19 protein-coding genes are annotated in these 24,343 nt (G+C 61.4%); 11 read left to right on the forward strand and 8 right to left on the reverse strand.

The window, feature by feature from the left end; translation table 11 throughout:
• Positions 1-2: 2 nt before the first annotated feature.
• The 8 genes from F8N80_RS17375 to edd form a co-directional block, all read right to left on the reverse strand.
• Positions 3-848: a carbohydrate ABC transporter permease gene (locus F8N80_RS17375; RefSeq protein WP_150745957.1), complete on the reverse strand. Its 846-nt coding sequence runs from the start codon at positions 846-848 to the stop codon at positions 3-5.
• A complete protein-coding gene (locus F8N80_RS17380) occupies positions 841-1,749 on the reverse strand; it encodes a carbohydrate ABC transporter permease (protein ID WP_064679358.1) in 909 nt (302 codons plus the stop codon). The genes F8N80_RS17375 and F8N80_RS17380 overlap by 8 nt, the downstream gene beginning before the upstream one ends.
• A gap of 172 nt (positions 1,750-1,921) precedes the next feature.
• A complete protein-coding gene (locus F8N80_RS17385) occupies positions 1,922-3,229 on the reverse strand; it encodes an ABC transporter substrate-binding protein (protein WP_150784319.1) in 1,308 nt (435 codons plus the stop codon).
• A gap of 116 nt (positions 3,230-3,345) precedes the next feature.
• Positions 3,346-4,605 carry a D-mannose isomerase gene (locus tag F8N80_RS17390; protein WP_150784320.1) on the reverse strand — a complete coding sequence of 420 codons (1,260 nt, stop codon included), beginning with the start codon at positions 4,603-4,605 and terminating at the stop codon, positions 3,346-3,348.
• A 235-nt stretch (positions 4,606-4,840) separates the two neighbouring features.
• Positions 4,841-6,310: an ATP-binding protein gene (locus F8N80_RS17395; protein ID WP_150784321.1), complete on the reverse strand. Its 1,470-nt coding sequence runs from the start codon at positions 6,308-6,310 to the stop codon at positions 4,841-4,843.
• Positions 6,300-7,031 carry a response regulator gene (locus F8N80_RS17400; RefSeq protein ID WP_150745953.1) on the reverse strand — a complete coding sequence of 244 codons (732 nt, stop codon included), beginning with the start codon at positions 7,029-7,031 and terminating at the stop codon, positions 6,300-6,302. Before F8N80_RS17400 ends, F8N80_RS17395 begins: the two co-directional genes overlap by 11 nt.
• A gap of 180 nt (positions 7,032-7,211) precedes the next feature.
• Positions 7,212-8,171, reverse strand: coding sequence for a glucokinase (locus F8N80_RS17410; protein WP_150745952.1), 960 nt, complete (start codon positions 8,169-8,171; stop codon positions 7,212-7,214).
• Positions 8,168-9,994: a phosphogluconate dehydratase gene (gene edd, locus F8N80_RS17415; protein ID WP_150745951.1), complete on the reverse strand. Its 1,827-nt coding sequence runs from the start codon at positions 9,992-9,994 to the stop codon at positions 8,168-8,170. Before edd ends, F8N80_RS17410 begins: the two co-directional genes overlap by 4 nt.
• 220 nt (positions 9,995-10,214) lie before the next feature.
• Here edd and gap point away from each other — a divergent pair, with 220 nt between their 5' ends.
• The 11 genes from gap (at position 10,215) to gcvP (ending at position 24,339) form a co-directional block, all read left to right on the forward strand.
• A complete protein-coding gene (gene gap, locus F8N80_RS17420) occupies positions 10,215-11,216 on the forward strand; it encodes a type I glyceraldehyde-3-phosphate dehydrogenase (protein WP_150745950.1) in 1,002 nt (333 codons plus the stop codon).
• Positions 11,217-11,219: 3 nt separating this feature from the next.
• Entirely contained in the window at positions 11,220-11,684 is a 465-nt protein-coding gene (locus F8N80_RS17425; protein ID WP_150745949.1) for a methylglyoxal synthase, read from the forward strand.
• A 77-nt stretch (positions 11,685-11,761) separates the two neighbouring features.
• A complete protein-coding gene (locus F8N80_RS17430; protein ID WP_150784322.1) occupies positions 11,762-12,289 on the forward strand; it encodes an RNA polymerase sigma factor in 528 nt (175 codons plus the stop codon).
• A 99-nt stretch (positions 12,290-12,388) separates the two neighbouring features.
• A complete protein-coding gene (locus F8N80_RS17435; RefSeq protein ID WP_150745947.1) occupies positions 12,389-13,342 on the forward strand; it encodes a FecR family protein in 954 nt (317 codons plus the stop codon).
• A gap of 122 nt (positions 13,343-13,464) precedes the next feature.
• Complete coding sequence (locus F8N80_RS17440) at positions 13,465-16,056, forward strand: TonB-dependent receptor (protein ID WP_150784323.1); 2,592 nt, start codon at positions 13,465-13,467, stop codon at positions 16,054-16,056.
• Between the two features lie 129 nt (positions 16,057-16,185).
• Positions 16,186-16,812: a biliverdin-producing heme oxygenase gene (locus F8N80_RS17445; protein ID WP_150745945.1), complete on the forward strand. Its 627-nt coding sequence runs from the start codon at positions 16,186-16,188 to the stop codon at positions 16,810-16,812.
• Between the two features lie 70 nt (positions 16,813-16,882).
• Positions 16,883-17,284 (forward strand): YbaN family protein, encoded by a 402-nt coding sequence (locus F8N80_RS17450; protein ID WP_150784324.1) that lies wholly within the window; start codon positions 16,883-16,885, stop codon positions 17,282-17,284.
• A gap of 162 nt (positions 17,285-17,446) precedes the next feature.
• Positions 17,447-18,796: a CoA transferase gene (locus F8N80_RS17455; RefSeq protein WP_150784325.1), complete on the forward strand. Its 1,350-nt coding sequence runs from the start codon at positions 17,447-17,449 to the stop codon at positions 18,794-18,796.
• A gap of 327 nt (positions 18,797-19,123) precedes the next feature.
• On the forward strand, positions 19,124-20,632 hold the full coding sequence (locus F8N80_RS17465) for a sigma-54-dependent transcriptional regulator (protein WP_150784326.1): 1,509 nt from the start codon (positions 19,124-19,126) through the stop codon (positions 20,630-20,632).
• 459 nt (positions 20,633-21,091) lie between these two features.
• On the forward strand, positions 21,092-21,475 hold the full coding sequence (gcvH, locus tag F8N80_RS17475; protein WP_150745940.1) for a glycine cleavage system protein GcvH: 384 nt from the start codon (positions 21,092-21,094) through the stop codon (positions 21,473-21,475).
• A gap of 11 nt (positions 21,476-21,486) precedes the next feature.
• Positions 21,487-24,339: an aminomethyl-transferring glycine dehydrogenase gene (gene gcvP / locus F8N80_RS17480; protein WP_150784327.1), complete on the forward strand. Its 2,853-nt coding sequence runs from the start codon at positions 21,487-21,489 to the stop codon at positions 24,337-24,339.
• Positions 24,340-24,343: the final 4 nt, after the last annotated feature.

The following is a 24,343-nucleotide window of genomic DNA, read 5'->3' on the forward strand; positions in this document are numbered from 1 at the left end:
CTTTACCCCTTGACCGCGCCGGACGTCAGCCCACGCAGGAAATACTTGCCAGCGAATATGTAGACCAGCAGTGTCGGCAGCCCGGCGATCATCGCGGCGGCCATATCAACGTTGTATTCCTTGGCCCCGGTGCTGGTGTTGACCAGGTTGTTCAGGGCCACGGTAATCGGCTGGGCATCGCCACTGGCGAAGACCACGCCGAACAGGAAGTCATTCCAGATCTGGGTGAACTGCCAGATCAGGCAGACCATCACGATCGGGATCGACATCGGCAGCAGGATCTTCCAGAAAATCGTGAAGAAGCCTGCGCCATCCAGGCGTGCCGCCTTGACCAGCGCATCCGGGATGCTCACGTAGTAGTTACGGAAGAACAGCGTGGTAAACGCCAGCCCGTAGACGATGTGCACCAGCACCAGACCCGTGGTGGTGTTGGCCAGGCCGAGTTTGCCGACAGTAAACGAGGCTGGCAGCAGCACGGTCTGGAACGGCAGGAAGCAGCCAAACAGCAACAGACCGAAGAACAGTTGCGACCCGCGGAAGCGCCACATCGACAGCACGTAGCCGTTCATCGCGCCAATAAACGTAGAGATCAGAACCGCGGGCACGGTGATTTTCACCGAGTTCCAGAAGTACCCCCCCACCACGTCCCAGGCCTTGATCCAACCGATGCCGTCGATCACGGTCGGCCAGCTCAGCAGGTTGCCGGTGCGGATGTCTTCCGGTGATTTGAAACTGGTCAACAGCATCACCACCAGCGGGATCAGGTAGATCGCCGCGGCCAGCAGCAAGGTGGCGTAAATCGCGATGCGGCTGAAGCTGATCGCCGGTTTGCCGAGTTGATTACTCATGGCGCTTGCCTCGCAATTCGGAGTACAGGTACGGCACCAGAATCGCCAGGATCGCGCCGAGCATCATCATGGCGCTCGCCGAACCAATGCCCATCTGGCCACGGCTGAAGGTGAAGGAATACATGAACATCGCCGGCAGGTCGGACGAGTAGCCGGGGCCGCCCGCGGTCATCGCCGCGACCAGGTCGAAGCTCTTGATCGCGATGTGCGCGAGGATCATGAAGGCGCTGAAGAACACCGGGCGCAGGCTCGGCAGGACGATCTTCAGGTAGATGGTCGGCAGGCTCGCCCCATCGACTTGCGCGGCACGGATGATCGACTGATCGACACCGCGCAGGCCGGCGAGGAACATCGCCATCACAAACCCGGAGGCTTGCCACACGGCGGCGATCACCAGGCAGTAAACGACGCGATCCTGATCCACCAGCCAGTCGAGACGGAAGCCCTCCCAGCCCCAGTCCCGCAGCATCTTGTCCAGGCCCAGGCCCGGGTTGAGCAGCCATTTCCACGCGGTACCTGTGACGATCATCGACAGTGCCATCGGGTACAGGTAGACGGTGCGGATGAAGCCTTCCTTGCGAATGCGCTGGTCCAGCAACACTGCCAGGAACACCCCCAGCACCAGGCTGATGCCGATGAACATGCCACCGAAGAGCGCGAGGTTCTTGCTCGCGACCCACCAGCGATCATTGTCCATCAAGCGGATGTATTGTTGCAGGCCGACCCATTTGTAGCTGGGCATGAAGCTGGAATTGGTGAAGGACAGGACGAATGTCCAGATGATGTAACCGTAGAAGCCAACCAACACGATCAGCATGCTCGGCGCGAGTACCAACTTGGGTAACCAGCGTTGCAGCGCATCGAAGGGTGAGGCTTTGCTGAAAACCGCCACAGAGCTCATCGGCATAATCCAGGTGAAGAGAAATTGAACCGCACGCCGATCCCTTGTGGGAGCGGCGGTGCGACGATTCGACTTGCTCGCGAAGGCGGTGTGTCAGGCGACATCAATGGTGAATGTCAGTCCGCATTCGCGAGCAAGCCCGCTCCCACATTGGGACGAGGTGTGTCAGGGATTACTGGGCGGCTTTGACAGCCGAAGCCAGTTGCGCGCTGGCCTTGGCCGGGTCAGCGTTCTTGTCGTTCATGAAGTTGGTGACCACGTCGAAAATCGCGCCCTGCACGGCCAGGGAAGTGGCCATGTTGTGCGCCATGCTCGGTTGCAGGCCGCCGGTCTTCTCGTCAGCCAGGAAGTCCTTGGCCGCCGCTTGAGCGCAGGAATCGAAGCCCAGGGCGCTCATGTCGTTGAGCATGTCGGTCCGCACCGGGATCGAGCCTTTGTTGATGCTGAAGATCTTCTGGAAGTCTTTGCCCAACGCAACCTTGGCCAGGTCTTGCTGAGCGGCGATATCGCCTTTGCGATCCGCTTTCAACTTGAACACCGCCATGGAGTCGATGTTGTAGGTGAAGGCTTTTTCAGTGCCCGGGAACGGTACGCACTGGTAGTCCTTGCCGGCGACTTTCCCGGCCGCGGTCCATTCGCTCTTGGCCCAGTCGCCCATCATCTGCATGCCGGCCTTGCCGTTGATGACGTCGGCGGCCGCGATGTTCCAGTCACGACCGGCGCGGTTCGGGTCCATGTAGCCGGTGAGTTTTTTCAGCTCGGTGAACGACTGGGTCATCTCAGCCCCCGAGAGGGTTTTCTGATCCAGGTCGACCAGGGCTTTCTTGTAACCGTCGGCGCCCATGACCGAGAGCACCACGTCTTCAAACACGGTGCTGTCCTGCCAAGGCTGACCACCGTGGGCGAGCGCGATGAAGCCGGCGGCTTTCAACTTGTCGCCGGCGGCATAAAATTCTTCGAGGGTGGTCGGCGCTTTGTCGATCCCGGCTTTCTTGAACACTTGCGGGTTGATCCACAGCCAGTTGACGCGGTGGATGTTCACCGGCACGGCGACGTAATCGCCTTTGTATTTCACGGTGTCGGAGACTTTCCTGATCAGCAGGCTGTCCCAGTTCTCCGCTTTGGAAACGTCTTTCAGCGCATCGGTGCTGAGCAGGCCAGTGCTGCCCCACTCCTGGATGTCCGGCCCCTTGATCTGGGCGACGCCCGGCGGGTTACCGGCAACGGCGCGGCTTTTCAGAACGGTCATGGCCGTGGATCCGCCACCACCGGCGACTGCGCCGTCCTTCCAGGTGAAGCCGTCTTTTTCGACTTGAGCCTTCAGAACATCGACCGCTGCCTTTTCACCACCAGAGGTCCACCAGTGAACGACTTCCACAGAACCTTTGGCATCAGCGGCCAGGGCACTCAGCGGGAATGCAGAAAGGGGAAGCAGCGAGGCGAGAGAAACGACAGTAGCGAGGCGAGAAATCGCATTCATCTGGAGGTACCTTTCTTGTTGTTATGCATGCAAGTCTGGTGCTTGCGCTGCATGGATTCTAAACAGGAGTCATGCCTTCGCAGGTAACGAAGGGACGCTCGAATGTCACCACATGGTTACACAGGAACGCTCCGGGACAACTGCGCCAGGGCGGTGGCCATGCTGGGCGCCAGCGGCAGGCGCGGGATTAATACGGCTTGCCAGGCGTGATACAGGTCGGGTTTGCCGGGCCAGATATCGGCACTCGGGCGATTTTGCGGATCGAGTTCGTGATACCAGCTGCCGTCACAGCGGTCGATGAAATGACTGTCACAAAATTCCCAGAACACTCGGTACCAGTGTTCGTACTGTTCATCGCCCGTACGCTTGAGCAAGGCACTGGCAGCAGCGCTGGCCTCGCAATGGGTCCAGTGCAGACGATGACGAACCACGGCGCGATTATCCCAGTCGAGGGTGTAGACGATGCCCGGCGCACCGTCGACGTCCCAGCCGTGCCGGCAATTGTGTTCGAACAGTTTTTGCGCATCGGTGGCAAGCCAGCCCGGTGTCGGCATCCCGGCCTTTACTCGCGCCGCTTCGAGGTGCAGCAACAGCCGTGCCCACTCGAAACCGTGGCCGGGCGTGGTGCCGTAAGGGCGGAAACCGTCGGCCGGATGGTCGTGGTTGTACTCGCGCAGCGGTTGCCAGTCGCAATCGAAATGCTCGACCACCAGGTAGTCGTTGGCAGCGGCGTGACCGTGAATCACCCGTTCGACGATGCGCTGGGCGCGGCCCAACCAGCGATTGTCCTGGGTGACATCAGCCAAGGCTAGGAAGGCCTCGGTGGCGTGCATGTTGCTGTTGGCACCGCGGTAGCGTTCCTCGCAGCTGAAGTCGCGATTGAAGGATTCGCGCATGGCGCCCTCCTCCTCACTCCAGAAATGCGTGTCGATGATGTCGATCGCATTAATGAGCAATGCTCGGGCGCCGGGGCGTTGGGCGACTACCGCAGAACTCGCGGCCAGTGCGACGAAAGCATGCAGGTAGGCGGCTTTGCCGGTGTTGCCGTCGCGGTGTTCCGGGGTAGCGAACCAGCCACCGTGTTCAGCATCGCGTAACGGGCCGCAGAGGGCTCTTACGCCGTGATCCACCAGCTCGGCAAATCCCGGCAGGCCCTGGATGTGGGCCATGGCGAAACTGTGGGTCATGCGCGCGGTGTTCATGGTTTCGGCTTGGGCGTTGGCCGCCAGGCGGCCCTTTTCATCGAGGTTGCCGAAGCCTTCGGGGAGCTTTGAGGCCTTGGCAAATGCGAGCAGGCGCAGGCCTTCGGCGGCGAGCCATTGCTGATGGGCAGGTGCGTTGAGCCAACTGCTGAAGGCGGGTTGGAAGGTGTCCATGGAGGTGCCTTTTTTGTTGTTATGACTGGGGGCAGTCTAAACAACGGGCGGTGGCGGGCTTGTAACGAAGGAGGTGGGGTATGTCACCGTTTTGTGACATTTCTCCTGAGAATGAGTTGATTGATCTGACGCCTTCGCGAGCAAGCCCGCTCCCACATTTGACCCCATTCAATCTGGATGAACGCGGTCAAATGTGGGAGCGGGCTTGCTCGCGAAGAACGATAACGCGGTGTTGCTAATCAACACTGCGAGGCAATTGAAGGGTCACGCGCAACCCACCCTCACGCAGATTCTGCAGGCTGACCTCACCCCCATGGCTATGGGCAATATTGCGCGCAATCCCCAACCCCAACCCATAACCCTGCTGCTGCCCGGCCAGGCGGAAGTGCGGTTCGAACACCTGTTCCATCCGCTGCTCCGGCACCCCGGGTCCTTCATCATCGACATGCAGGACGAACGCGCTCTGGTCGTCATCAATGTGCAAATGCGCGTTCTGCCCATACTTCAAGGCATTGTCGATCAGGTTGCCGATGCAACGCTTGAGCGCCAGCGGCTTACCCGGATAAGGCGCCAGCGCCCGTCCTTGCTGGGTCACCCGGCCATTGCCGCTGGGTGCCAGGTAGGGTTCCACCAGGCAATCGAGCACATGGTTGAGGTCCACCGGTTCGATATTTTCGTGGATGTCGGTGTCTTTCACGCATTGCAGCGCCCCTTTGACCAGCAGCTCCAACTCATCCAGATCGCGACCGAACTTGGCTTGCAGCTGTTCGTCCTCAAGCAGTTCGACCCGCAGCCGCAAGCGGGTAATCGGTGTGCGCAGGTCATGGGAGATCGCGCTGAACAACTGGCTGCGTTCGGTCAGGTAACGGCTGATTCGTTCGCGCATGGCGTTGAAGGCCCGGCCCACTTCGACCACTTCAGTGCCGCCGCCCTCGGCCACCGGTTCGACTTCGGCGCCCAACGACATATCGCGAGCCGCCCGTGCCAGACGCTTGAGCGGCCGGCTCTGCCAGTGCACCAGCAAGCCGATGAACAACAACAGGAAACCACTGGTCAGGACGATGAACCAGACTTGTTGCGCCGGCAGCCCCTGTTCTTCAAGGCTGGTATAGGGCTCGGGCAACAGCGACGCGATGTACAGCCATTCCCCCGGCGCCATCTGGATTTGTGTGACCAGCACCGGCGGATTGACCGGTTCCAGGGTCAGCGCGTAATGCGCCCAGGAGCGAGGCAACTCGTCGAGTTTCAGGCCACCGTTGAAAATCCGCAGGTCTTCGGGGCTGACAAAGGTCACCGAGATATCAGTGTCCTGGCCCAGGGACTGGCGCAGTACTTCATCAACCGCCTTGAGCACTGCCGCTTTGCGCGCAGTGATCGGCAGTACTTCCATACCCAAGGGTTTGTCGTTGAGGGTCACCACGAACCGGGTGCCGCCCATGCTGCGCAACTGATCGAGCACCAGCGGCCGGAACGCCACCGGCAACGAACGCAAGTAACTGACGCTGGCGGTCATCGAATGCGCGAGGCTGCGGGCGCTGGTGACCAGCCCCTCGAGCTGAGTGGCGCGCAGCTGCGAGACCCAGATCACGCTCGACAGCGCCTGGGCGAACAGCACCGCGAGCAAGGTCAGCAGTAACATCCGCCCGAGCAGCGAATGCGGCACGGGCACCTTGGCGGCGAGTGTGCGCAAAAACTCAGTGGCCATTACTGGCAACCACATTGGCGGCCAGTTGGTAGCCGCTGCCGCGCACCGTACGGATCAGCCGCGGCGGTTTTTCGGTGTCGCGCAGACGCTGGCGCAGGCGGCTGACAGCCATGTCGACGATGCGATCCAGTGGCATCAGATCGCGGCCACGGGTGGCATTGCCGATGGTGTCACGGTCGAGAATTTCCTGAGGATGATCGAGGAACAGCTTCAGCAGGGCGAAATCGGCGCCGGACAGAATCACTTCTTCGCCGTCGATGTGGAACAGCCGATGGCTGACCATGTCCAGGCGCCAGTCATCGAAAGCCAGCACTTCACTGCCGGACCGCTCCTGACCGAACTGCGCGCGGCGCAGCAGCGCTTTGATGCGCGCTTGCAATTCACGGGGACTGAAGGGTTTGCCCAGATAGTCGTCGGCGCCCAGCTCCAGGCCGATGACGCGGTCCGCCTCGTCGGAACTGGCAGTGAGCATGATGATGGGCACCTGGGCCTGACGCGGGTGCTGGCGAATCCACCGGCACAGGCTGAAGCCGTCTTCGTCGGGCAGCATCACGTCAAGAATCACCAGATCGCTCGGCGCGTCGTTCATGGCCTGGCGAAAGCCGGCACCGTCGGGGGTGGTTCGGACGTGGAAACCGGCGCGGGTCAGGTAAGTGTCCAGCAACTCGCGTATCTCTTGATCGTCATCGACCAACAAAATCGACTTGTTGACTGAGCTCACAGGAAGGCGTCCTTGTTATTTGAGTTGGGACGGATTATGCCTGATGCACCATTTTTACAAACACCGCGGAAACAATTGTGGGAGCGGGCTTGCTCGCGAATGCGGTTTCACATTCAACGCATTCGTTGATTGACACTCCGCTTTCGCGAGCAAGCCCGCTCCCACATTTTTGATCGTGTTTCAGGCCCGGATGGATTGCTCCAGTGCCACCCCCGCACCCATCAAACCCGAATACGGCGCCGTCACCAGCCACACCGGAATGCCCTTGAAGTAACCGCTCATGCAACCCTTGTCGGCAAAGCACCGGGCGAAACCGCTTTCGATGAAGAAGTCGGCAAACCGCGGAATCACCCCGCCCACGATGTACACGCCACCGCGTGCACCGGTGGTCAGCACGTTGTTGCCGGCCACGCGACCGAGCCAGCAGCAGAACTGCTCAAGCACTTCCAGGGCAATCGGATCACCCGCCAGACCGGCTGCCGTAATCGATTCCGGGGTATCGAGCACCGCCTCGTGGCCGTCTACCGCACAGATCGCCCGATAAACCCGCGGCAAGCCACTGCCACTCAATGCCGTTTCAGCGCTGACATGGCCGATCTCGTTGAAGATGTGTTCCCATAGCTGGGTTTCGCGCAGGCTGCTCAGGGGCAAATCGACGTGACCGCCCTCCCCCGGCAACGCGGCGAATCGGCCTTGACCCAAGTCGAGCAACGTACCGACGCCAAGGCCAGTGCCGGGGCCGATCACCACCGCGGGCCGCAACGGTTCCGGGGCACCTTCGCAGACCACCCGGAATTCGCCCGGCTGCAACCGGGTCATGCCCAACGCCATCGCCGAGAAATCGTTGACCAACAGCAGTTGGTCAACCTGCAAAATCCTGCAGAATTCTTTGCGACTGAGCCGCCAGTGATTGTTGGTGAACTTGAATTCATCGCCGCTCACCGGGCCGGCCACCGACAGGCACACCGAGCCGATCGAACCCGGCGCCAGGCCGAGTCCGCTCAGATAGAGCCCGATCGCATCGATCGGGCTGGCATGGTCTGCCGTCGCCAGCACCTGGATCGATTCCAGCTGCTGGTTTTTCCACAACGCGAAACGTGCGTTGGTCCCACCGATGTCACCGACCAAAGCCAGTTTCAATTAAGCGTCTCCAGGGCAGAAGTAAAGGCGCTGGCGCCCTGCTCCGCCGAGCTGAAGGCCATGCGCATGAAACCGAACAGTTCGCGACCGCTGCCGATGTTATTGCCCAGCAGGCCCTTGGCAGGTTCGCGCGCTGCGAATTCTTCGGCGTCCACCTTAAGCTCCAGAGTGCCTGTGACGCCATCGACCCGGATGATATCGCCATCTTGCACCCGCGCCAAAGCACCGCCCACATACGCTTCGGGGCTGACGTGAATCGCTGCCGGGATTTTCCCCGACGCGCCGGACATACGCCCGTCTGTCACCAGTGCGACTTTGAAGCCGCGATCCTGCAGCACACCGAGGAACGGCGTCATCTTGTGCAGTTCCGGCATGCCGTTGGAACGCGGGCCCTGGAAGCGCATGACGGCGACGAAGTCCTTCTCCAGCAAACCGGCCTTGAACGCATCGGCCAAATCCTGCTGATCCTGGAACACCATGGCCGGTGCTTCGACTACCTGGTTTTCCAAGGCCACCGCCGAGACTTTCATCACACCGCGACCCAGGTTGCCTTCCATCACCCGCAAACCGCCCTCTGGCGAAAACGCGCGAGCGACCGGGCGCAGGATGGTTTCGTCGAGACTGTCGGTCACGCCTTCGCGCCAGACCAGTTCACCGTTATCAAGGAACGGTTCCTGGGTGTAGCGACTCAGGCCATGGCCCATGACGGTGTTGACGTTTTCGTGGAGCAGCCCGGCTTCCAGCAGTTCGCGAATCAGGAACGACATGCCGCCCGCGGCCTGGAAGTGGTTGATGTCGGCTTTGCCGTTCGGGTAGACGTGGCTCAGGGTCGGCACGACCTCGGAGAGATCGGCCATGTCCTGCCAGGTCAACTGGATGCCCGCCGCCATGGCGATGGCCGGCATGTGCAGGGTGTGGTTGGTCGAGCCGCCAGTGGCATTGAGCGCCACGATCGAGTTGACCAGCGAGCGCTCGTCGACGATTTCGCCGATCGGTATGAAGTTGCCGTTCTGCTTGGTCAGACGGGTGACCTGATGCGCCGCTTCACGGGTCAGGGCATCACGCAGCGGGGTGTTCGGGTTGACGAAAGACGAGCCCGGCAAGTGCAGGCCCATGACTTCCATCAACAACTGGTTGGTGTTGGCGGTGCCGTAGAAGGTGCAGGTGCCGGGGCTGTGGTAGGAATTCATTTCCGATTCGAGCAGCTCTTCGCGACTGGCCTTGCCCTCGGCATAACGCTGGCGCACATCGGCTTTCTGCTTGTTGGAAATGCCCGAGACCATCGGCCCGCCTGGCACGAAGATCATCGGCAGGTGACCGAAACGCAACGCGCCCATCATCAGGCCCGGCACGATCTTGTCGCAGATACCCAGCATCAGCGCGCCGTCGAACATGTTGTGGGACAGGGCCACGGCGGTGGACAGCGCTATCACTTCACGGCTGGCCAGGCTCAGCTCCATCCCCGGCTCGCCCTGGGTCACGCCATCGCACATGGCCGGGGTGCCACCGGCGAACTGGCCGACAGAACCGATTTCACGCAAGGCCCTTTTGATCTGCTCAGGGAACACTTCGTACGGCTGATGCGCCGAGAGCATGTCGTTATATGACGAAACAATTGCGATGTTGGCGGCATTCATCATCCGCAGGCTGTGCTTGTCATCGCTGCCGCAGCCGGCGACGCCGTGGGCGAAGTTGGCGCATTGCAGCTTGCCGCGCATCGGCCCGTCGCTGGCGGCACCACGAATCAGTGCTAGGTAGGCTGCACGCGTGGCGCGGCTGCGGGCGATAAGCCGTTCGGTGACCTCAAGGACGCGGGGATGCATGTGTAGAACTCCAGGCTAACGGATGTGGCGACCTGATTGTCTATGCTGAACAAGGGCCGTTGTATTTGGGATGACAGACGGTTTTCTTGATCGGTCGGACCAGTTGATTCAGGTCACTCGTTGTAGATCAAACAAAATATTGCCATTAAAATGGCTTGTTTTCTATTTTTATGCGAATAATCTTGTAATTCCAACAACAAAACGACGGCGGCCCTGTTAAATGACTCTTCGAATCGCAATCAATGGTTTTGGCCGTATTGGCCGTAACGTGCTTCGCGCACTGTATACCCAAGGCTATCGCCAGGACCTGCAGATCGTTGCCATCAATGATTTGGGCGACAGCGAGATGAACGCTCATCTGCTCAAGTACGACACTGTTCATGGCACGTTCGACGCCGATGTCCGGCACGATCGGGAAAGCCTGACCGTCAACGGCGATCGCATTTCGGTCAGCGCCATTCGCAACCCGGCCGAGCTGCCCTGGGCGGCGGAAAAGATTGATGTGGTATTCGAATGCACCGGTCTGTTCACCGACCGGGCCAAGGCCGCCGCGCATATTACGGCCGGCGCGCGCAAAGTGATCATCTCGGCCCCGGCCAAAGGCGCCGACGCGACGGTAGTGTATGGGGTCAACCACGATATCCTGCGTCAGTCGCACCAGATCATTTCCAATGCTTCATGCACCACCAACTGCCTGGCGCCGGTAGCCCAGGTGTTGCATCGCGAGTTCGGTATCGAAAGCGGGCTGATGACCACGATCCACGCCTACACCAACGACCAGAACCTGACCGACGTTTACCACAGCGACCCGTACCGCGCCCGTTCCGCCACCCAGAACATGATCCCGAGCAAGACCGGCGCTGCCGAAGCGGTCGGCCTGGTACTGCCGGAACTGGCGGGCAAACTGACCGGGATGGCCGTGCGTGTACCGGTGATCAACGTATCGCTGGTGGACCTGACCGTGCAGCTCAAGCGCGAAGCGTCGGCGGCTGAAGTGAACGCATTGCTCAAAGAGGCCAGCCGGCACTCGAAGATTCTCGGCTACAACACCCTGCCGCTGGTTTCCAGCGACTTCAATCACAACCCGCTGTCGTCGATTTTCGATGCCAACCACACCAAATCCAGCGGCAGGCTGCTCAAGGTCCTGGCCTGGTACGACAACGAATGGGGCTTCTCCAACCGCATGCTCGATAACTGCCTGGCGCTGTGCAACGCGGAATAACCCATGATCGGTATCAGCTTTACGCAAAAGACCCTGGCGGCGCGCAAGCGAATCGCCCTGGTCGCCCATGACCACTGCAAGGTATTTCTGCTGGACTGGGCCGAGCGCCAGAAAGACAAGCTGGCGCAACACGAACTGGTTGCCACCGGCACCACCGGATTGTTGTTGCAACAGCGCCTGGATTTGCCGGTAGAGAGCATGATCAGCGGCCCCCTGGGCGGCGACCAGCAGCTCGGCGCGCGAATCGCCGAACAACGGGTCGACATGCTGGTGTTCTTCTGGGACCCGTTCGAACCACAGCCCCACGACCCGGACATCAAGGCACTGCTGCGGGTCGCGGCGGTCTGGAACATTCCCGTCGCGTGCAACGAATGCAGCGCCGACTACCTGCTGAGCAGCCCGTTGATGGATCAGGCGCACCCGCACCGGATCCCGGATTACGCCACCTATCTGCTGGGCCGCGCATAAACCTTCACAAATCAGTGCTTGACCTGTCTAGCGGATGATAAGCATTATCATTCGCTCGACATGGATCAGGTCCTCCCGTGAGTCAATCGCGCTTCAATCACGTCTTCATCGCCCAGCGAGTCTCTCTGCTGCGCACCCTGGAGCGGATGGTCAACAATCACAGCACCGCCGAAGACCTCTTGCAGGAGACCTACCTGCGCGTGACGCGGGCGCTCAGCGAACGGGCCATCGATCACCTTGAACCCTTCGTGTTCCAGACCGCCCGCAACCTGGCGCTGGACCATTTGCGTGCGCGTCGCATCCAGTCGCGCACCCTGCTCGACGACGTGCCGCTGGACGTAGTGCAGGCCGTTGCCTGCCCCGTGAGTAGCGCCGAGGACGCCGCCCATGCCGAACAATTGCTGGAGCGTTTGAACGTGAGCCTCAACCGACTCAGCGCCCGCCAGCAGCAGATTTTCATTCTCAGCCGCCTGCACGGTCACAGTTATCTGGAGATTGCCGAGAAGCTCGGCGTGTCGTTGAGCACCGTGCAGAAGGAACTGAAGCTGATCATGGCGATCTGCATCGGTGTCGCGCAAAGGCATGACAGCAGCGGCAAGCTTTAAGCGACAAGCTGCAAGCTAAACGCCGAACCGAACTTGCAGCTTGTGGCTTGAAACTTGAAACTTGAAACTGCCCCTTAACGACCCTGCCGAGGAAACACCGTGACGGACACCCACCGCTCCCCTGCACGGGACCCCGCCAGCGCGATGGACCAGGCGTTGGACTGGCTGATCGTGCTGGGCAGTCCGAGCGAGGAACAGACCCGACAATTCCATGCATGGCTCGCTGCCGATCCCCTGCATGCCGAAGCGTTTGCCAAGGCCCAGGCGATCTGGGACGGCCCGCACGTGCTGCAATGCGCACAAAACCTGGCCGCCCGACCGCCGAAGGTGACGGCCCTGTCGCGCCTGCGGCCACACTGGAAACCCCTGGCCACCGCCGCCGTGCTGATCCTCGGCTTGTTCAGCTTCAGCAACCTGCCAATGCGCCTGCAGGCCGATCACTTGACCGTGGTCGGTGAGCGCCAGCGCCTGCAACTGGAGGACGGTTCGAAAGTCCTGCTCAATACCAATTCGGCGTTCTCCAGCACCATCGACGATCAGCAGCGCGTAGCCCGCCTGTATCAGGGCGAAGCGTTTTTCGAAGTACCGGCCAATCGCGGCCAGCCGCTGCTGATCGACGCCGGCCCGGTCAAGGCCAGCGTGCGCGATACCGCGTTTGCCGTGCGCTACCTCGATGGCGTGGCACAGGTTCGGGTGCAGCGGGGGGACGTCGACCTGCAGGCAACCCGCAGCGATGCGCGGGTTCGTTTGTCTGCCGGAGAAAGCATCCGCATCGGCCCCAACGGTTTCGATCGCCCGGCCAGACTCGATGCCGCCACCGACCTGGCCTGGGTCCAGGGCCGGCTGGTGTTCGAAAACTGCCCGCTGAACCAGGTGCTGGCGGAGTTGAGTCGCTACTATCCCGGCTGGATCATCAACACCAACGAGCAGTTGGCCGACGTCGCGGTGACCGGCAACTACCGGCTCGATCAGCCACTGGATGTAGTGCGTTCACTGGCCCACATTACGTCGGCCCGGCTCCAGGAATTCCCGGCGCTGGTGATCCTCAACTAAATGAGAATTATTTTTACTCGATAGCTGAAGCTCGTACGTCTCGTTATAGCCAATGCAATTGATTCGCATCTCTACATGCCAATCAGCACCTATAAAGATTCGTGCGACCCGGAGCGCTATCGATGTCCTCTCGCCTTACCCGCCAGTCCTCTTCACCGTCCGGCATGCTGTCACTGCTGACCGCCGCCATCCTGATGGCCGGCAGCGCACCGTTCATAGCGGCTGCCGCCGACGGGCAGCCGACCCGCAACATGGCCGATTACTCGTTCGCGATCCCGCAGCAATCCCTGGTCTCGGCCCTCAATGCCTTTACCGCGGTAACCGGATGGCAAGTCGGCTTGCCGGCCGAACTGGGACAAGGCGTGGCATCGCCGGGTGTGCGGGGTTCGCTGCCGCCGGAGAAAGCCCTGGATCGCCTGTTGGTGGGGACCAACCTGAGCTATCGCAAACTGGGCAACACCAACATCGTCCTGGAAAAGCGCAGCGCCAGCGGTGCCATCAACCTGCAACAGATGACCATCAGCGCCACGCGCCAGGAACAGAGCGTGGAAAGCGTGCCGGGCACCGTCACCGTTCATACCCGTGAAGAACTGGACCGCAACAACGTCAACACCATCAAGGATCTGGTGCGCTACGAACCGGGTGTTTCGGTGGGGGGTGCCGGTCAGCGCGGCGGGATCAGCGGCTACAACATTCGTGGCATCGACGGCAATCGAATCCTGACCCAGGTCGACGGCGTCGAAATTCCCAACGGATTCTTCAACGGCCCTTACGCCAAGACTCAACGCAACTACGTCGACCCGGAAATCATCAAGCGCGTGGAAATCCTCCGCGGCCCGGCCTCGGTGCTCTATGGCAGTAACGCCATCGGTGGCGCGGTCAGTTACTTCACCCTCGACCCGGACGACATCATCAAGCCGGGCCAGGACGTCGGGGCACGCCTCAAGACCGGTTACAGTTCCGCCGATGAGAGCTGGCTCAAGTCTGCCACCGTCGCCGGTCGTGCCGATCGGTTCGACGGCTTGCTGCATTACAGCCAGCGCGACGGTCACGAAACCGAATCCTACGGCAGCAACAATGGCACCGGCCTGGCACGCACCGCGGCCAACCCGGAAGACGTGCGCGCCACCAACGTGCTGGCCAAAATCGGCTGGAACTACAACGACGACTCGCGCCTGGGCCTGACCTACGAGAAGTACAAGGACGACCGCGACAGCGATCTGAAAAGCGCTTACGGCGGTCCGTTCTTCAATGGCCAGCCGACCATTCCCGACCGCATCCTGCCGGGCGGGATGTACCAGTGGCGCACCGGTAACGACACGGTTACCCGTGAGCGTTTCGGCCTGGAACACCGCCTCGCCCTCGACAGCCTGCTGGCGGACAACGTCAAGTGGAGCCTGAATCATCAGGTCGCCAAAACCGATCAGAACACCACCGAGTTTTACTACCCGGTCTCCCACCAAGTGCTGCGAACCCGCGAAACGCTCTACAAAGAAAAGCAGTGGATACTGGATGCGCAACTGGATAAGGGCTTCAGCCTCGGCGACACCGAGCACCTGTTGACCTACGGCACCACGATCAAGCAGCAGAAAGTCACCGGCTCGCGCAGCGGCAACGGCACCTGCCTTGCGGTGTCCGGCAGTTGCCAGGTCATCGGTGCGGTCAGCCCGGGCGATGTGCTGAAAAAATCCAGTGACTTCCCGGACCCGACCATCAACACCTACAGCCTGTTTGCCCAGGATCAGATCAGCTGGGACAAATGGACCTTCCTGCCCGGTTTGCGCTACGACTACACGCAACTCAAGCCGCACATCACCCAGGAATTCCTCAACACCGTGGCCGCCGACGGTCGCGGCACCGTGAGCGATGAGAATAAAACCTGGCACAAGGTCTCACCCAAGTTCGGCCTGACCTATGCGCTGACCGATCAATACACCTGGTATGGCCAGTACGCCGAAGGTTTCCGTACGCCGACCGCCAAGGCGTTGTACGGGCGCTTCGAAAACACCACCACCGGCTACAGCGTGGCGCCCAACCCGAACCTGGAACCGGAAAAAAGCAAAAGCTACGAAACCGGCCTGCGCGGCAACTTCGAATCCGGTTCGTTCGATGTGGCGGTGTTCTATAACAAGTACCGTGACTTCATCAACGAAGATGCCATCACACCCGGCGACGACGAGCTGACCTTCCAGAGCCACAACATCAAGCACGCCACCATCAAGGGCGCGGAGATCAAGGGTCGCTTGAACCTCGATGCCTTCGGTGCGCCACAAGGCCTGTACACCCAGGGTTCGCTGGCCTACGCCTACGGTCGCAACAACGACACCGGCGAGCCGATCAACAGCGTCAACCCGATGACCGGGGTGTTCGGTCTCGGTTACGACCAGGACACCTATGGCGGCCTGCTCAGTTGGACCTTGGTGAAGAAGAAGGATCGCGTCGACGACAGCAACTTCAAATCGCCGGATGGCGTCAGCAGCCAATTCAAGTCGCCTGGTTTCGGCGTACTGGACCTGACCGGTTTCTACAAAGTCACCGACGACGTGACCATCAGCGCCGGCCTCTACAACCTGACCGACAAGCAGTACTGGCTGTGGGATGACGTACGCGGTTATGACGGCGTCGGCGAGGCAGCCGTGATCAACCCGGCCAACCTTGATCGCCTGACCCAGCCGGGTCGCAATTTCGCGGTCAATCTGATCTGGGATATCTGACCCTCTGTACCTCGCTGCGCGGTTGTTCAACGTCGCACAGTGAGGATTTTTTTACTCTGCCGCGACTGCTGATTCGTCTAGTTCATTAACGCAAATAATCCAGCACCAACTTTCAAAGGAAAGAACAGCATGGTCTCCCAAACTCCCGCTTCCGATGTCAGTGAGCCAACGGTCCTGCGCTCCCAGCGCATCAGAGAGCTGACTCACGATCTGCACAAACGTCTTGAAGATACCGTCAGCGAATGGGCGCCTACCGAAACGCATGCCGGCTTCACACGGTTCGTCCAAATGCAGTATTTGTTTCAATCGGAGATCCAGGCGCTGTACCACGATGCGCAGCTGATCAAGCTCTTTCCGGACCTGCCAGAGCGCTGTCGGGTGAAAGCGGCCGAAGCCGACCTGGCGGATCTGGGGTCGGCTATCCCTGAAGCCGTTCCGGGCGCAATACAGTCCCCGACCCAGGCTCAGGCACTGGCCTGGATTCGGGTTTCGGAAGGCTCGAAACTGGGCGCTGCCATCCTCTTCAAACACGCTGTCGGCCTCGGCTACAGCCAGACCAGAGGCGCACGTCACCTGGCAGAGCCAGAAGGCGGTCGCGCAAGAGGCTGGAAAGCATTCAATGCCATCTTCGACAATCTGCAGCTGAGCGCCGAAGAAGAAGCCCAGGTGGATCAGGCTTCCAGAGACGCCTTCGCACGCCTTGAACTGCTGCTCAGGACAGTCGGAACACGCGCGACCAATGCTCAGCCGGCTTAAGTAAAAGCCGCCGTAACTGCGGAAAAACCGGTCGTTGAACACGACCGGACACCCCCACGTATTGTTGGTCATGACTCAACTTCCAATCTCTACTTCAAAACTCGCCCGCTTGCTCTTCGGTCTCCTGGCCTACATCAGCCTGGGCATTGGCCTGATCGCGATCGTCGTACCCGGCTTGCCGACCACCGAGTTCATCCTGCTCGCCGCCTGGGCCGCCACCAGGAGTTCGCCGCGCCTGAGCGCCTGGCTGGAAAACCATCGGTTGTTCGGGCCGATCCTGTGCAACTGGCGCAACGGCAAAATCATTGCCCGTCGGGCCAAGGTCAGTGCCACTGTCAGCATGCTGCTGTGCGCAGGCTTGATGCTGGTCATGCTGGAGCATGGCTGGCCGATTTACCTGGCGATCGCGGGCATGAGCCTGGGTAATGTGTGGATCTGGTCGCGGCCGGAAACCCTGCCCCAGCCTTCCTGACAGACCGAGTCGCCAGCCTTCGCGAGCAAGCCCACACATCAGGTCACACAGGAGATTACCTGTAGGAGCGAATCGTCGCACCGCTCGCTCCTACAGAGGGGATTTCATCAGGACGGTCGGTGTTTTGATCTATGATCGGGCTCTCGCTCCGGAGGGCCTTCGATGACTGATCTACTCACGTCCATTCAAGCCGCACTCGGCTTGCCTCACACCCCGATCCCGTTCACCTCGAGTGGCGCCCTGCCCTCGGCGTTTGCCGTGACTGACCTGGCTTGCGCCAGCATTGCCGCCGCCGGCCAGGCCATCAGCGAATTACTCAGCCAGCAAACAGCTCGCCTGCCCAACCTTGAGGTCGACCGGCGCCTGGCCTCCTTCTGGTTTGCCACCTCGATCCGCCCGGTGGGCTGGAGCGTGCCACCGCCATGGGACCCGGTCGCGGGTGACTACGCGACCAGGGACGGCTGGATTCGCTTGCACACCAACGCTCCCCATCACCGAGTCGCCGCCGAAAAAGTCCTCGGCGCCTGTGCCAACCGCGCAGCGATGGCGAGCAAGGTTGCCCAGTGGGCCAAAACCGATCTGGAACAGGCGGTGGTCGACGCCGGGGGCTGCGCCGCCGAGATGCGATCCTGGGCACAGTGGCAGGCACATCCTCAGGGTCAGGCCGTGAACGCCGAACCGCTGATTCAGTTCACCGCCAACAGCAGTCGAAACGCAAAACCCTGGCAAGGTTCGGTGGCGCAACCCCTGGCCGGGATCAAGGTGCTGGATTTGACTCGCGTACTCGCGGGACCTGTCGCCAGCCGTTTTCTCGCAGGGCTCGGCGCCGACGTATTGCGTATCGATCCACCGACCTGGAACGAACCGGGCGTGGTGCCTGAAGTCACTCTGGGCAAACGCTGCGCGCGTCTGGACCTGCATGACAAGGCCGATCGCGAACTGTTCGAAGGCCTGCTCAAAGACGCCGACCTGCTGCTCCACGGCTACCGCGCCGATGCATTGGAACGCCTGGGTTACGGCCTCGCCGAACGCCAGCAATTGGCTCCCGGACTGATCGACGTCGGCCTGAACGCCTATGGCTGGAGCGGCCCGTGGCAGAACCGCCGCGGCTTCGACAGCCTGGTGCAGATGAGTAGCGGTATTGCCGAAGCCGGCATGCAATGCAAGCACGCGGACAAACCGATGCCATTGCCCTTGCAAGCACTCGATCACGCCACCGGGTATTTGATGGCGGCCAGTGCGATCAAGTTGCTGGCGCAACGGTTGAACAGCGCACGGGGTGGCTCGGCGCGGTTGTCGCTGGCGCGGACGGCGAAGTTGTTGATCGAGGGTGGCGCCGGAACGAAGCAGCCGTTGCGGGCGGAGGAGGTAAGCGATCAAGGGTTGTTGGTTGAGCAAACACCCTGGGGGCCGGCGCACCGGTTGCAGGTGCCGCTGAAAATTACCGGGACCCCGTTGCAATGGGCGATTCCGGCTTCTGAATTGGGTTCCCACCGCGCGCAGTGGTGGTGACTGTCCGACCGCTTTCGCGAGCAAGTCCGCTCCCACAGGAGATCGAGTTTACCTGGACGAACGCGGATAAATGTGGGAGCGGGCTTGCTCGCGAAAGCGGCCGAACAGTCAACACAACTATCGGATCAGCTCAATCCACCCGACACAGCAATGTCCACAAAAGCTGCGCGCATAGCCTCGCCAGGGCCGCCAGACCTCGGCTCGCGGCAACAACTGCCGAGCCACTTTCGCCTCACCCTTCAGGCGCTCGCGTCTTTCCGATTTCACCTCGCCCCTGCGCCAAGGCATACTTGCCACCCTCCGCACTCCAGAAGCAAAAACCGCCCCATGCGTATCCACGTCAGCTTTATCGACCGCGTCGGCATTACCCAGGAAGTCCTGGCCTTGCTCGGTGGGCGCAATCTCAACCTGGATGCGGTGGAAATGGTGCCGCCCAACGTCTACATCGACGCCCCGACCCTGAGCCCGGAAGTCCTCGAGGAACTGCGCGATGCCTTGTTCAGTGTCCGTGGCGTGCAAGCGGTGACGGTGGTCGATATCCTTCCCGGGCAGCGTCGGCATTTGCAGCTCGATGCATTGCTCGCGGCCATGACCGACCCGGTGCTGGCGCTGGACAGCGCCGGCAAGGTGCTGCTGGCCAACCCGGCGCTGATCGCCCTTTACGGTCGAGAACCGGCCGGTGAAAGCGTCGCCGACCTGTTCGCCGACGCGGCACTGCTCGATGCCTTGCTGGAAAACGGCTTTCGCTTGCCGCTGCGTGAGATCACCGTCGACGGCCAGACCCTGTTGCTGGACGCCACACCCATCACCGACGCCGGCGCCCTTCTCACCCTGTATCAACCGAACCGCATCGGCGAACGCCTCTCGGCGCTGCACCACGACCATGCCGAGGGTTTCGATGCGTTGCTGGGCGAGTCCACGACGATTCGTACGCTCAAGGCCCGCGCTCAACGGGTCGCGGCGCTCGATGCGCCCTTGTTGATCCAGGGTGAAACCGGCACCGGCAAAGAACTGGTGGCCCGTGCCTGTCACGCCATCAGTGCCCGGCACAGCTCACCGTTTCTGGCGCTGAACTGCGCGGCATTGCCGGAGAACCTCGCCGAAAGCGAGCTGTTCGGCTACGCCCCCGGCGCGTTCACCGGCGCGCAACGGGGCGGGAAACCGGGGCTGATGGAGCTGGCCAACCAGGGCACGGTATTTCTCGATGAGATCGGCGAGATGTCGCCTTACTTGCAGGCGAAATTGTTGCGCTTCCTCAATGACGGCAGCTTCCGCCGTGTGGGGGGGGATCGTGAGGTCAAGGTCAACGTGCGGATCCTCAGCGCGACCCACCGCGACCTGGAAAAAATGGTCAGCGAAGGTTCATTCCGCGAAGACCTGTTCTATCGTCTCAACGTCCTGAATGTCGAAGTCCCGCCACTACGCGAACGCGGCCAGGACATCTTGCTGCTGGCTCGCTATTTCATGCAGCAGGCCTGCGCGCAGATCCAGCGTCCGGTCTGTCGCCTGGCGCCGGGCACCTATCCGGCATTGCTGGGTAACCGCTGGCCGGGCAACGTGCGGCAACTGCAGAATGTGATCTTCCGCGCTGCAGCGATTTGTGAAAGCAGCCTGGTGGACATTGGCGATCTGGACATCGCCGGCACCTCCGTGGCGCGTGAGAGCGACAGCGAAGTCGACAGCCTGGAACAGGCGATGGAAACGTTCGAAAAAACCCTGCTGGAAAAACTCTACGCCAGCTACCCCTCGACCCGTCAGCTGGCCAGCCGCCTGCAAACGTCTCACACCGCCATCGCCCATCGGTTGCGCAAGTACGGGATTCCAAACAAGCCGTAACCTATCGGCTGAAACACAACCCCTCCAACACCACAGATCCCTGTGGGAGCGGGCTTGCTCGCGAAAGCGGTGTGTCAGGCGACATCAATATTGACTGGGCCGCCGCCTTCGCCAGCAAGCCCGCTCCCACAAGGTACTGCACTGCCTTACAGACCGGATTCAAAAGCGACCTCCACCTGTACGGAAAGCGCTACAGTGGAATGATATCGCTACACCCTCCGCTGATCCCCGCTGTGCAAGGCTTTGATCCTCCTAGGCTTTTTTCTTCGTCTCACGCTGTAGCGATTTCGCTACAGCCTGAGGATTTCCTCGCTCTAAGAAATCTCATAACTCATTGATTTATAAGCAATAAACAACATTGGCCGCAAATTTGCTTAGTCATCACTCATAAACCAGGGCATTGCCCCCAGCATTCCCCATCGCGTCCACCAGACGAGTCTGGCCCCCTTAGGAGTTTCCATGAGCGAATTGCGTTTTACTGAAGATCACGAATGGCTGCGCACCGAAGCTGACGGTAGCGTCACAGTCGGCATCACCGCTTTCGCGCAGAATGCCCTGGGCGACGTGGTTTTCGTACAACTGCCTGAGCTGCAGTCCTACGACAAAGGCGCTGAAACCGCCACCGTGGAATCGGTAAAAGCGGCCAGCGGCGTGTACATGCCGCTGGACGGCGAAGTGCTGGAAGTGAACCCGGCGCTGGACAGCAGCCCGGAACTGGTCAACGAAGATCCGCTGGGCGAAGGCTGGTTCTTCCGTTTCCAGCCAACCGACGCCTCGGCGGTCGCCCAACTGCTGGATCAGGACGCCTACGACCGCCTGATCAAAGCCAACGCCGAAGCCTGAGGAGCGCTGACATGACTCAAGTAAGCCTGACCACCGCCAACGAATTCATCGCCCGCCACATCGGCCCGCGCGCCGGCGACGAGCAAGCCATGCTCAACAGCCTCGGCTTCGATTCCCTGGAAGCCTTGAGCGCCAGCGTCATTCCGGACAGCATCAAAGGCACCAGCGTCCTCGGTCTCGAAGACGGCCTGAGCGAAGCCGATGCCCTGGCGTTGATCAAATCCATCGCCGCCAAGAACCAACTGTTCAAGACCTACATCGGCCAGGGTTACTACGGCACCCACACGCCGTCGCCGATCCTGCGCAACCTGCTGGAAAACCCGGCCTGGTACACCGCCTACACCCCGTACCAGCCGGAGATTTCCCAGGGCCGTCTCGAAGCGCTGCTGAACTTCCAGACCCTGATCAGCGACCTCACCGGCCTGCCGATCGCCAACGCCTCGCTGCTGGATGAAGCCACCGCCGCCGCCGAAGCGATGACCTTCTGCAAACGCCTGAGCAAGAACAAAGGCAGCCACGCCTTCTTCGCCTCCGTGCATTGCCACCCGCAAACCCTCGACGTGCTGCGCACCCGGGCCGAGCCGCTGGGCATCGACGTAGTGGTCGGCGACGAGCGCGAACTGACTGACGTCAGCACCTTCTTCGGCGCCCTGCTGCAATACCCGGCCAGCAATGGTGATGTGTTCGATTACCGCGAACTGACCGAACGCTTCCACGCCGCCCACGCATTGGTGGCGGTCGCCGCCGACCTGCTGGCCCTGACCCTGCTGACCCCGCCGGGCGAGTTCGGTGCCGACGTAGCCATCGGCAGCGCGCAACGTTTCGGCGTGCCGCTGGGCTTCGGTGGCCCGCACGCGGCGTACTTCTCCACCAAGGATGCGTTCAAGCGCGACATGCCGGGCCGTCTGGTCGGCGTATCCGTCGACCGTTTCGGCAAGCCGGCCCTGCGCCTGGCGATGCAGACCCGCGAGCAACACATCCGTCGCGAGAAGGCCACCAGCAACATCTGCACCGCGCAGGTGCTGTTGGCCAACATCGCCAGCATGTACGCCGTGTACCACGGCCCGAAAGGCCTTGCCCAGATCGCCCGGCGCGTACATCACCTGACCGCGATCCTGGCCCAAGGCTTGAGCGCACTGGGCCTGAGTGTCGAGCAGGAAAGCTTCTTCGACACGTTGACGATCAAGACCGGCGTCAACACCGCCAAACTGCACGACCAGGCACGTGCGCAACAGATCAACCTGCGCGTGGTCGATGGCGAGCGTCTGGGCCTGTCCCTCGACGAAACCACCAGTCAGGCCGACGTGGAAGCCCTGTGGGCCCTGCTGGCCGACGGCAAAACCCTGCCGGACTTCGCCGCCCTCGCCGCAAGCGTCGAAAGCACGATCCCGGCCGCGCTGGTGCGCCAGTCGCCGATCCTCAGTCACCCGGTGTTCAACCGCTACCACTCGGAAACCGAGCTGATGCGCTACCTGCGCAAGCTCGCCGACAAGGACCTGGCGCTGGATCGCACCATGATCCCGCTGGGCTCCTGCACCATGAAACTCAACGCCGCCAGCGAAATGATCCCGGTGACCTGGGCTGAATTCGGTGCCCTGCACCCGTTCGCCCCGGCCGAGCAAAGCGCTGGCTACCAGCAATTGACTGACGAACTGGAAGCGATGCTCTGCGCCACCACCGGTTACGACGCGATCTCGCTGCAACCGAACGCCGGTTCCCAGGGCGAGTACGCCGGCCTGCTGGCGATTCGTGCTTACCACCAGAGCCGTGGCGAAGACCGTCGCGACATCTGCCTGATCCCCTCGTCCGCCCACGGCACCAACCCGGCCACCGCCAACATGGCTGGCATGCGCGTGGTCGTGACTGCGTGCGACGCACGTGGCAACGTCGACATCGAAGACCTGCGGGCCAAGGCCATCGAGCACCGCGAGCATCTCGCGGCATTGATGATCACCTACCCCTCGACCCACGGCGTGTTCGAAGAAGGCATCCGCGAAATCTGCGGCATCATTCATGACAACGGCGGCCAGGTGTACATCGACGGCGCCAACATGAACGCCATGGTCGGCCTCTGCGCCCCGGGCAAGTTCGGTGGCGACGTGTCCCACCTGAACCTGCACAAGACCTTCTGCATTCCCCACGGCGGTGGCGGCCCGGGCGTCGGCCCGATTGGCGTTAAATCACACCTGACCCCGTTCCTGCCGGGCCACGCCCAGATGGAGCGCAAGCAAGGCGCGGTCTGCGCGGCACCGTTCGGCAGCGCGAGCATTCTGCCGATCACCTGGATGTACATTCGGATGATGGGTGGCGCGGGCCTCAAGCGTGCTTCGCAACTGGCGATCCTCAATGCCAACTACATTTCCCGTCGCCTCGAAGAGCACTACCCGGTGCTGTACACCGGCAGCAATGGTCTGGTGGCGCACGAATGCATCCTCGACCTGCGCCCGCTCAAAGACAGCAGCGGCATCAGCGTCGATGACGTCGCCAAGCGCCTGATCGACTTCGGCTTCCACGCCCCGACCATGTCCTTCCCGGTGGCCGGCACGCTGATGATCGAGCCGACCGAAAGCGAGTCCAAGGAAGAACTGGACCGCTTCTGCGACGCCATGATCCGCATCCGCGAAGAAATTCGCGCGGTGGAAAACGGCACCCTGGACAAGGACGACAACCCGCTGAAAAACGCCCCGCACACCGCTGCGGAGCTGGTGGGTGAATGGACGCATCCGTACAGCCGCGAGCAAGCGGTATACCCGGTCGCGTCGTTGATCGAAGGCAAGTACTGGCCACCGGTCGGCCGGGTCGACAATGTGTTTGGCGATCGCAACCTGGTTTGCGCTTGCCCGTCGATCGAAAGCTACGCTTAAACCT

The organism is Pseudomonas fluorescens, from assembly GCF_902497995.1.
Classification (GTDB): domain Bacteria; phylum Pseudomonadota; class Gammaproteobacteria; order Pseudomonadales; family Pseudomonadaceae; genus Aquipseudomonas; species Aquipseudomonas fluorescens_BK.

Coding starts and splice junctions, on each gene's coding strand:
- F8N80_RS17375 (WP_150745957.1), bottom strand. CDS start 848: ATGAGTAATCAACTCGGCAAACCGGCGATCAGCTTCAGCCGCATCGCG.
- F8N80_RS17380 (WP_064679358.1), bottom strand. CDS start 1,749: ATGAGCTCTGTGGCGGTTTTCAGCAAAGCCTCACCCTTCGATGCGCTG.
- F8N80_RS17385 (WP_150784319.1), bottom strand. CDS start 3,229: ATGAATGCGATTTCTCGCCTCGCTACTGTCGTTTCTCTCGCCTCGCTG.
- F8N80_RS17390 (WP_150784320.1), bottom strand. CDS start 4,605: ATGGACACCTTCCAACCCGCCTTCAGCAGTTGGCTCAACGCACCTGCC.
- F8N80_RS17395 (WP_150784321.1), bottom strand. CDS start 6,310: ATGGCCACTGAGTTTTTGCGCACACTCGCCGCCAAGGTGCCCGTGCCG.
- edd (WP_150745951.1), bottom strand. CDS start 9,994: ATGCATCCCCGCGTCCTTGAGGTCACCGAACGGCTTATCGCCCGCAGC.
- gap (WP_150745950.1), top strand. CDS start 10,215: ATGACTCTTCGAATCGCAATCAATGGTTTTGGCCGTATTGGCCGTAAC.
- F8N80_RS17425 (WP_150745949.1), top strand. CDS start 11,220: ATGATCGGTATCAGCTTTACGCAAAAGACCCTGGCGGCGCGCAAGCGA.
- F8N80_RS17440 (WP_150784323.1), top strand. CDS start 13,465: ATGTCCTCTCGCCTTACCCGCCAGTCCTCTTCACCGTCCGGCATGCTG.
- F8N80_RS17445 (WP_150745945.1), top strand. CDS start 16,186: ATGGTCTCCCAAACTCCCGCTTCCGATGTCAGTGAGCCAACGGTCCTG.
- F8N80_RS17450 (WP_150784324.1), top strand. CDS start 16,883: ATGACTCAACTTCCAATCTCTACTTCAAAACTCGCCCGCTTGCTCTTC.
- F8N80_RS17455 (WP_150784325.1), top strand. CDS start 17,447: ATGACTGATCTACTCACGTCCATTCAAGCCGCACTCGGCTTGCCTCAC.
- F8N80_RS17465 (WP_150784326.1), top strand. CDS start 19,124: ATGCGTATCCACGTCAGCTTTATCGACCGCGTCGGCATTACCCAGGAA.
- gcvH (WP_150745940.1), top strand. CDS start 21,092: ATGAGCGAATTGCGTTTTACTGAAGATCACGAATGGCTGCGCACCGAA.
- gcvP (WP_150784327.1), top strand. CDS start 21,487: ATGACTCAAGTAAGCCTGACCACCGCCAACGAATTCATCGCCCGCCAC.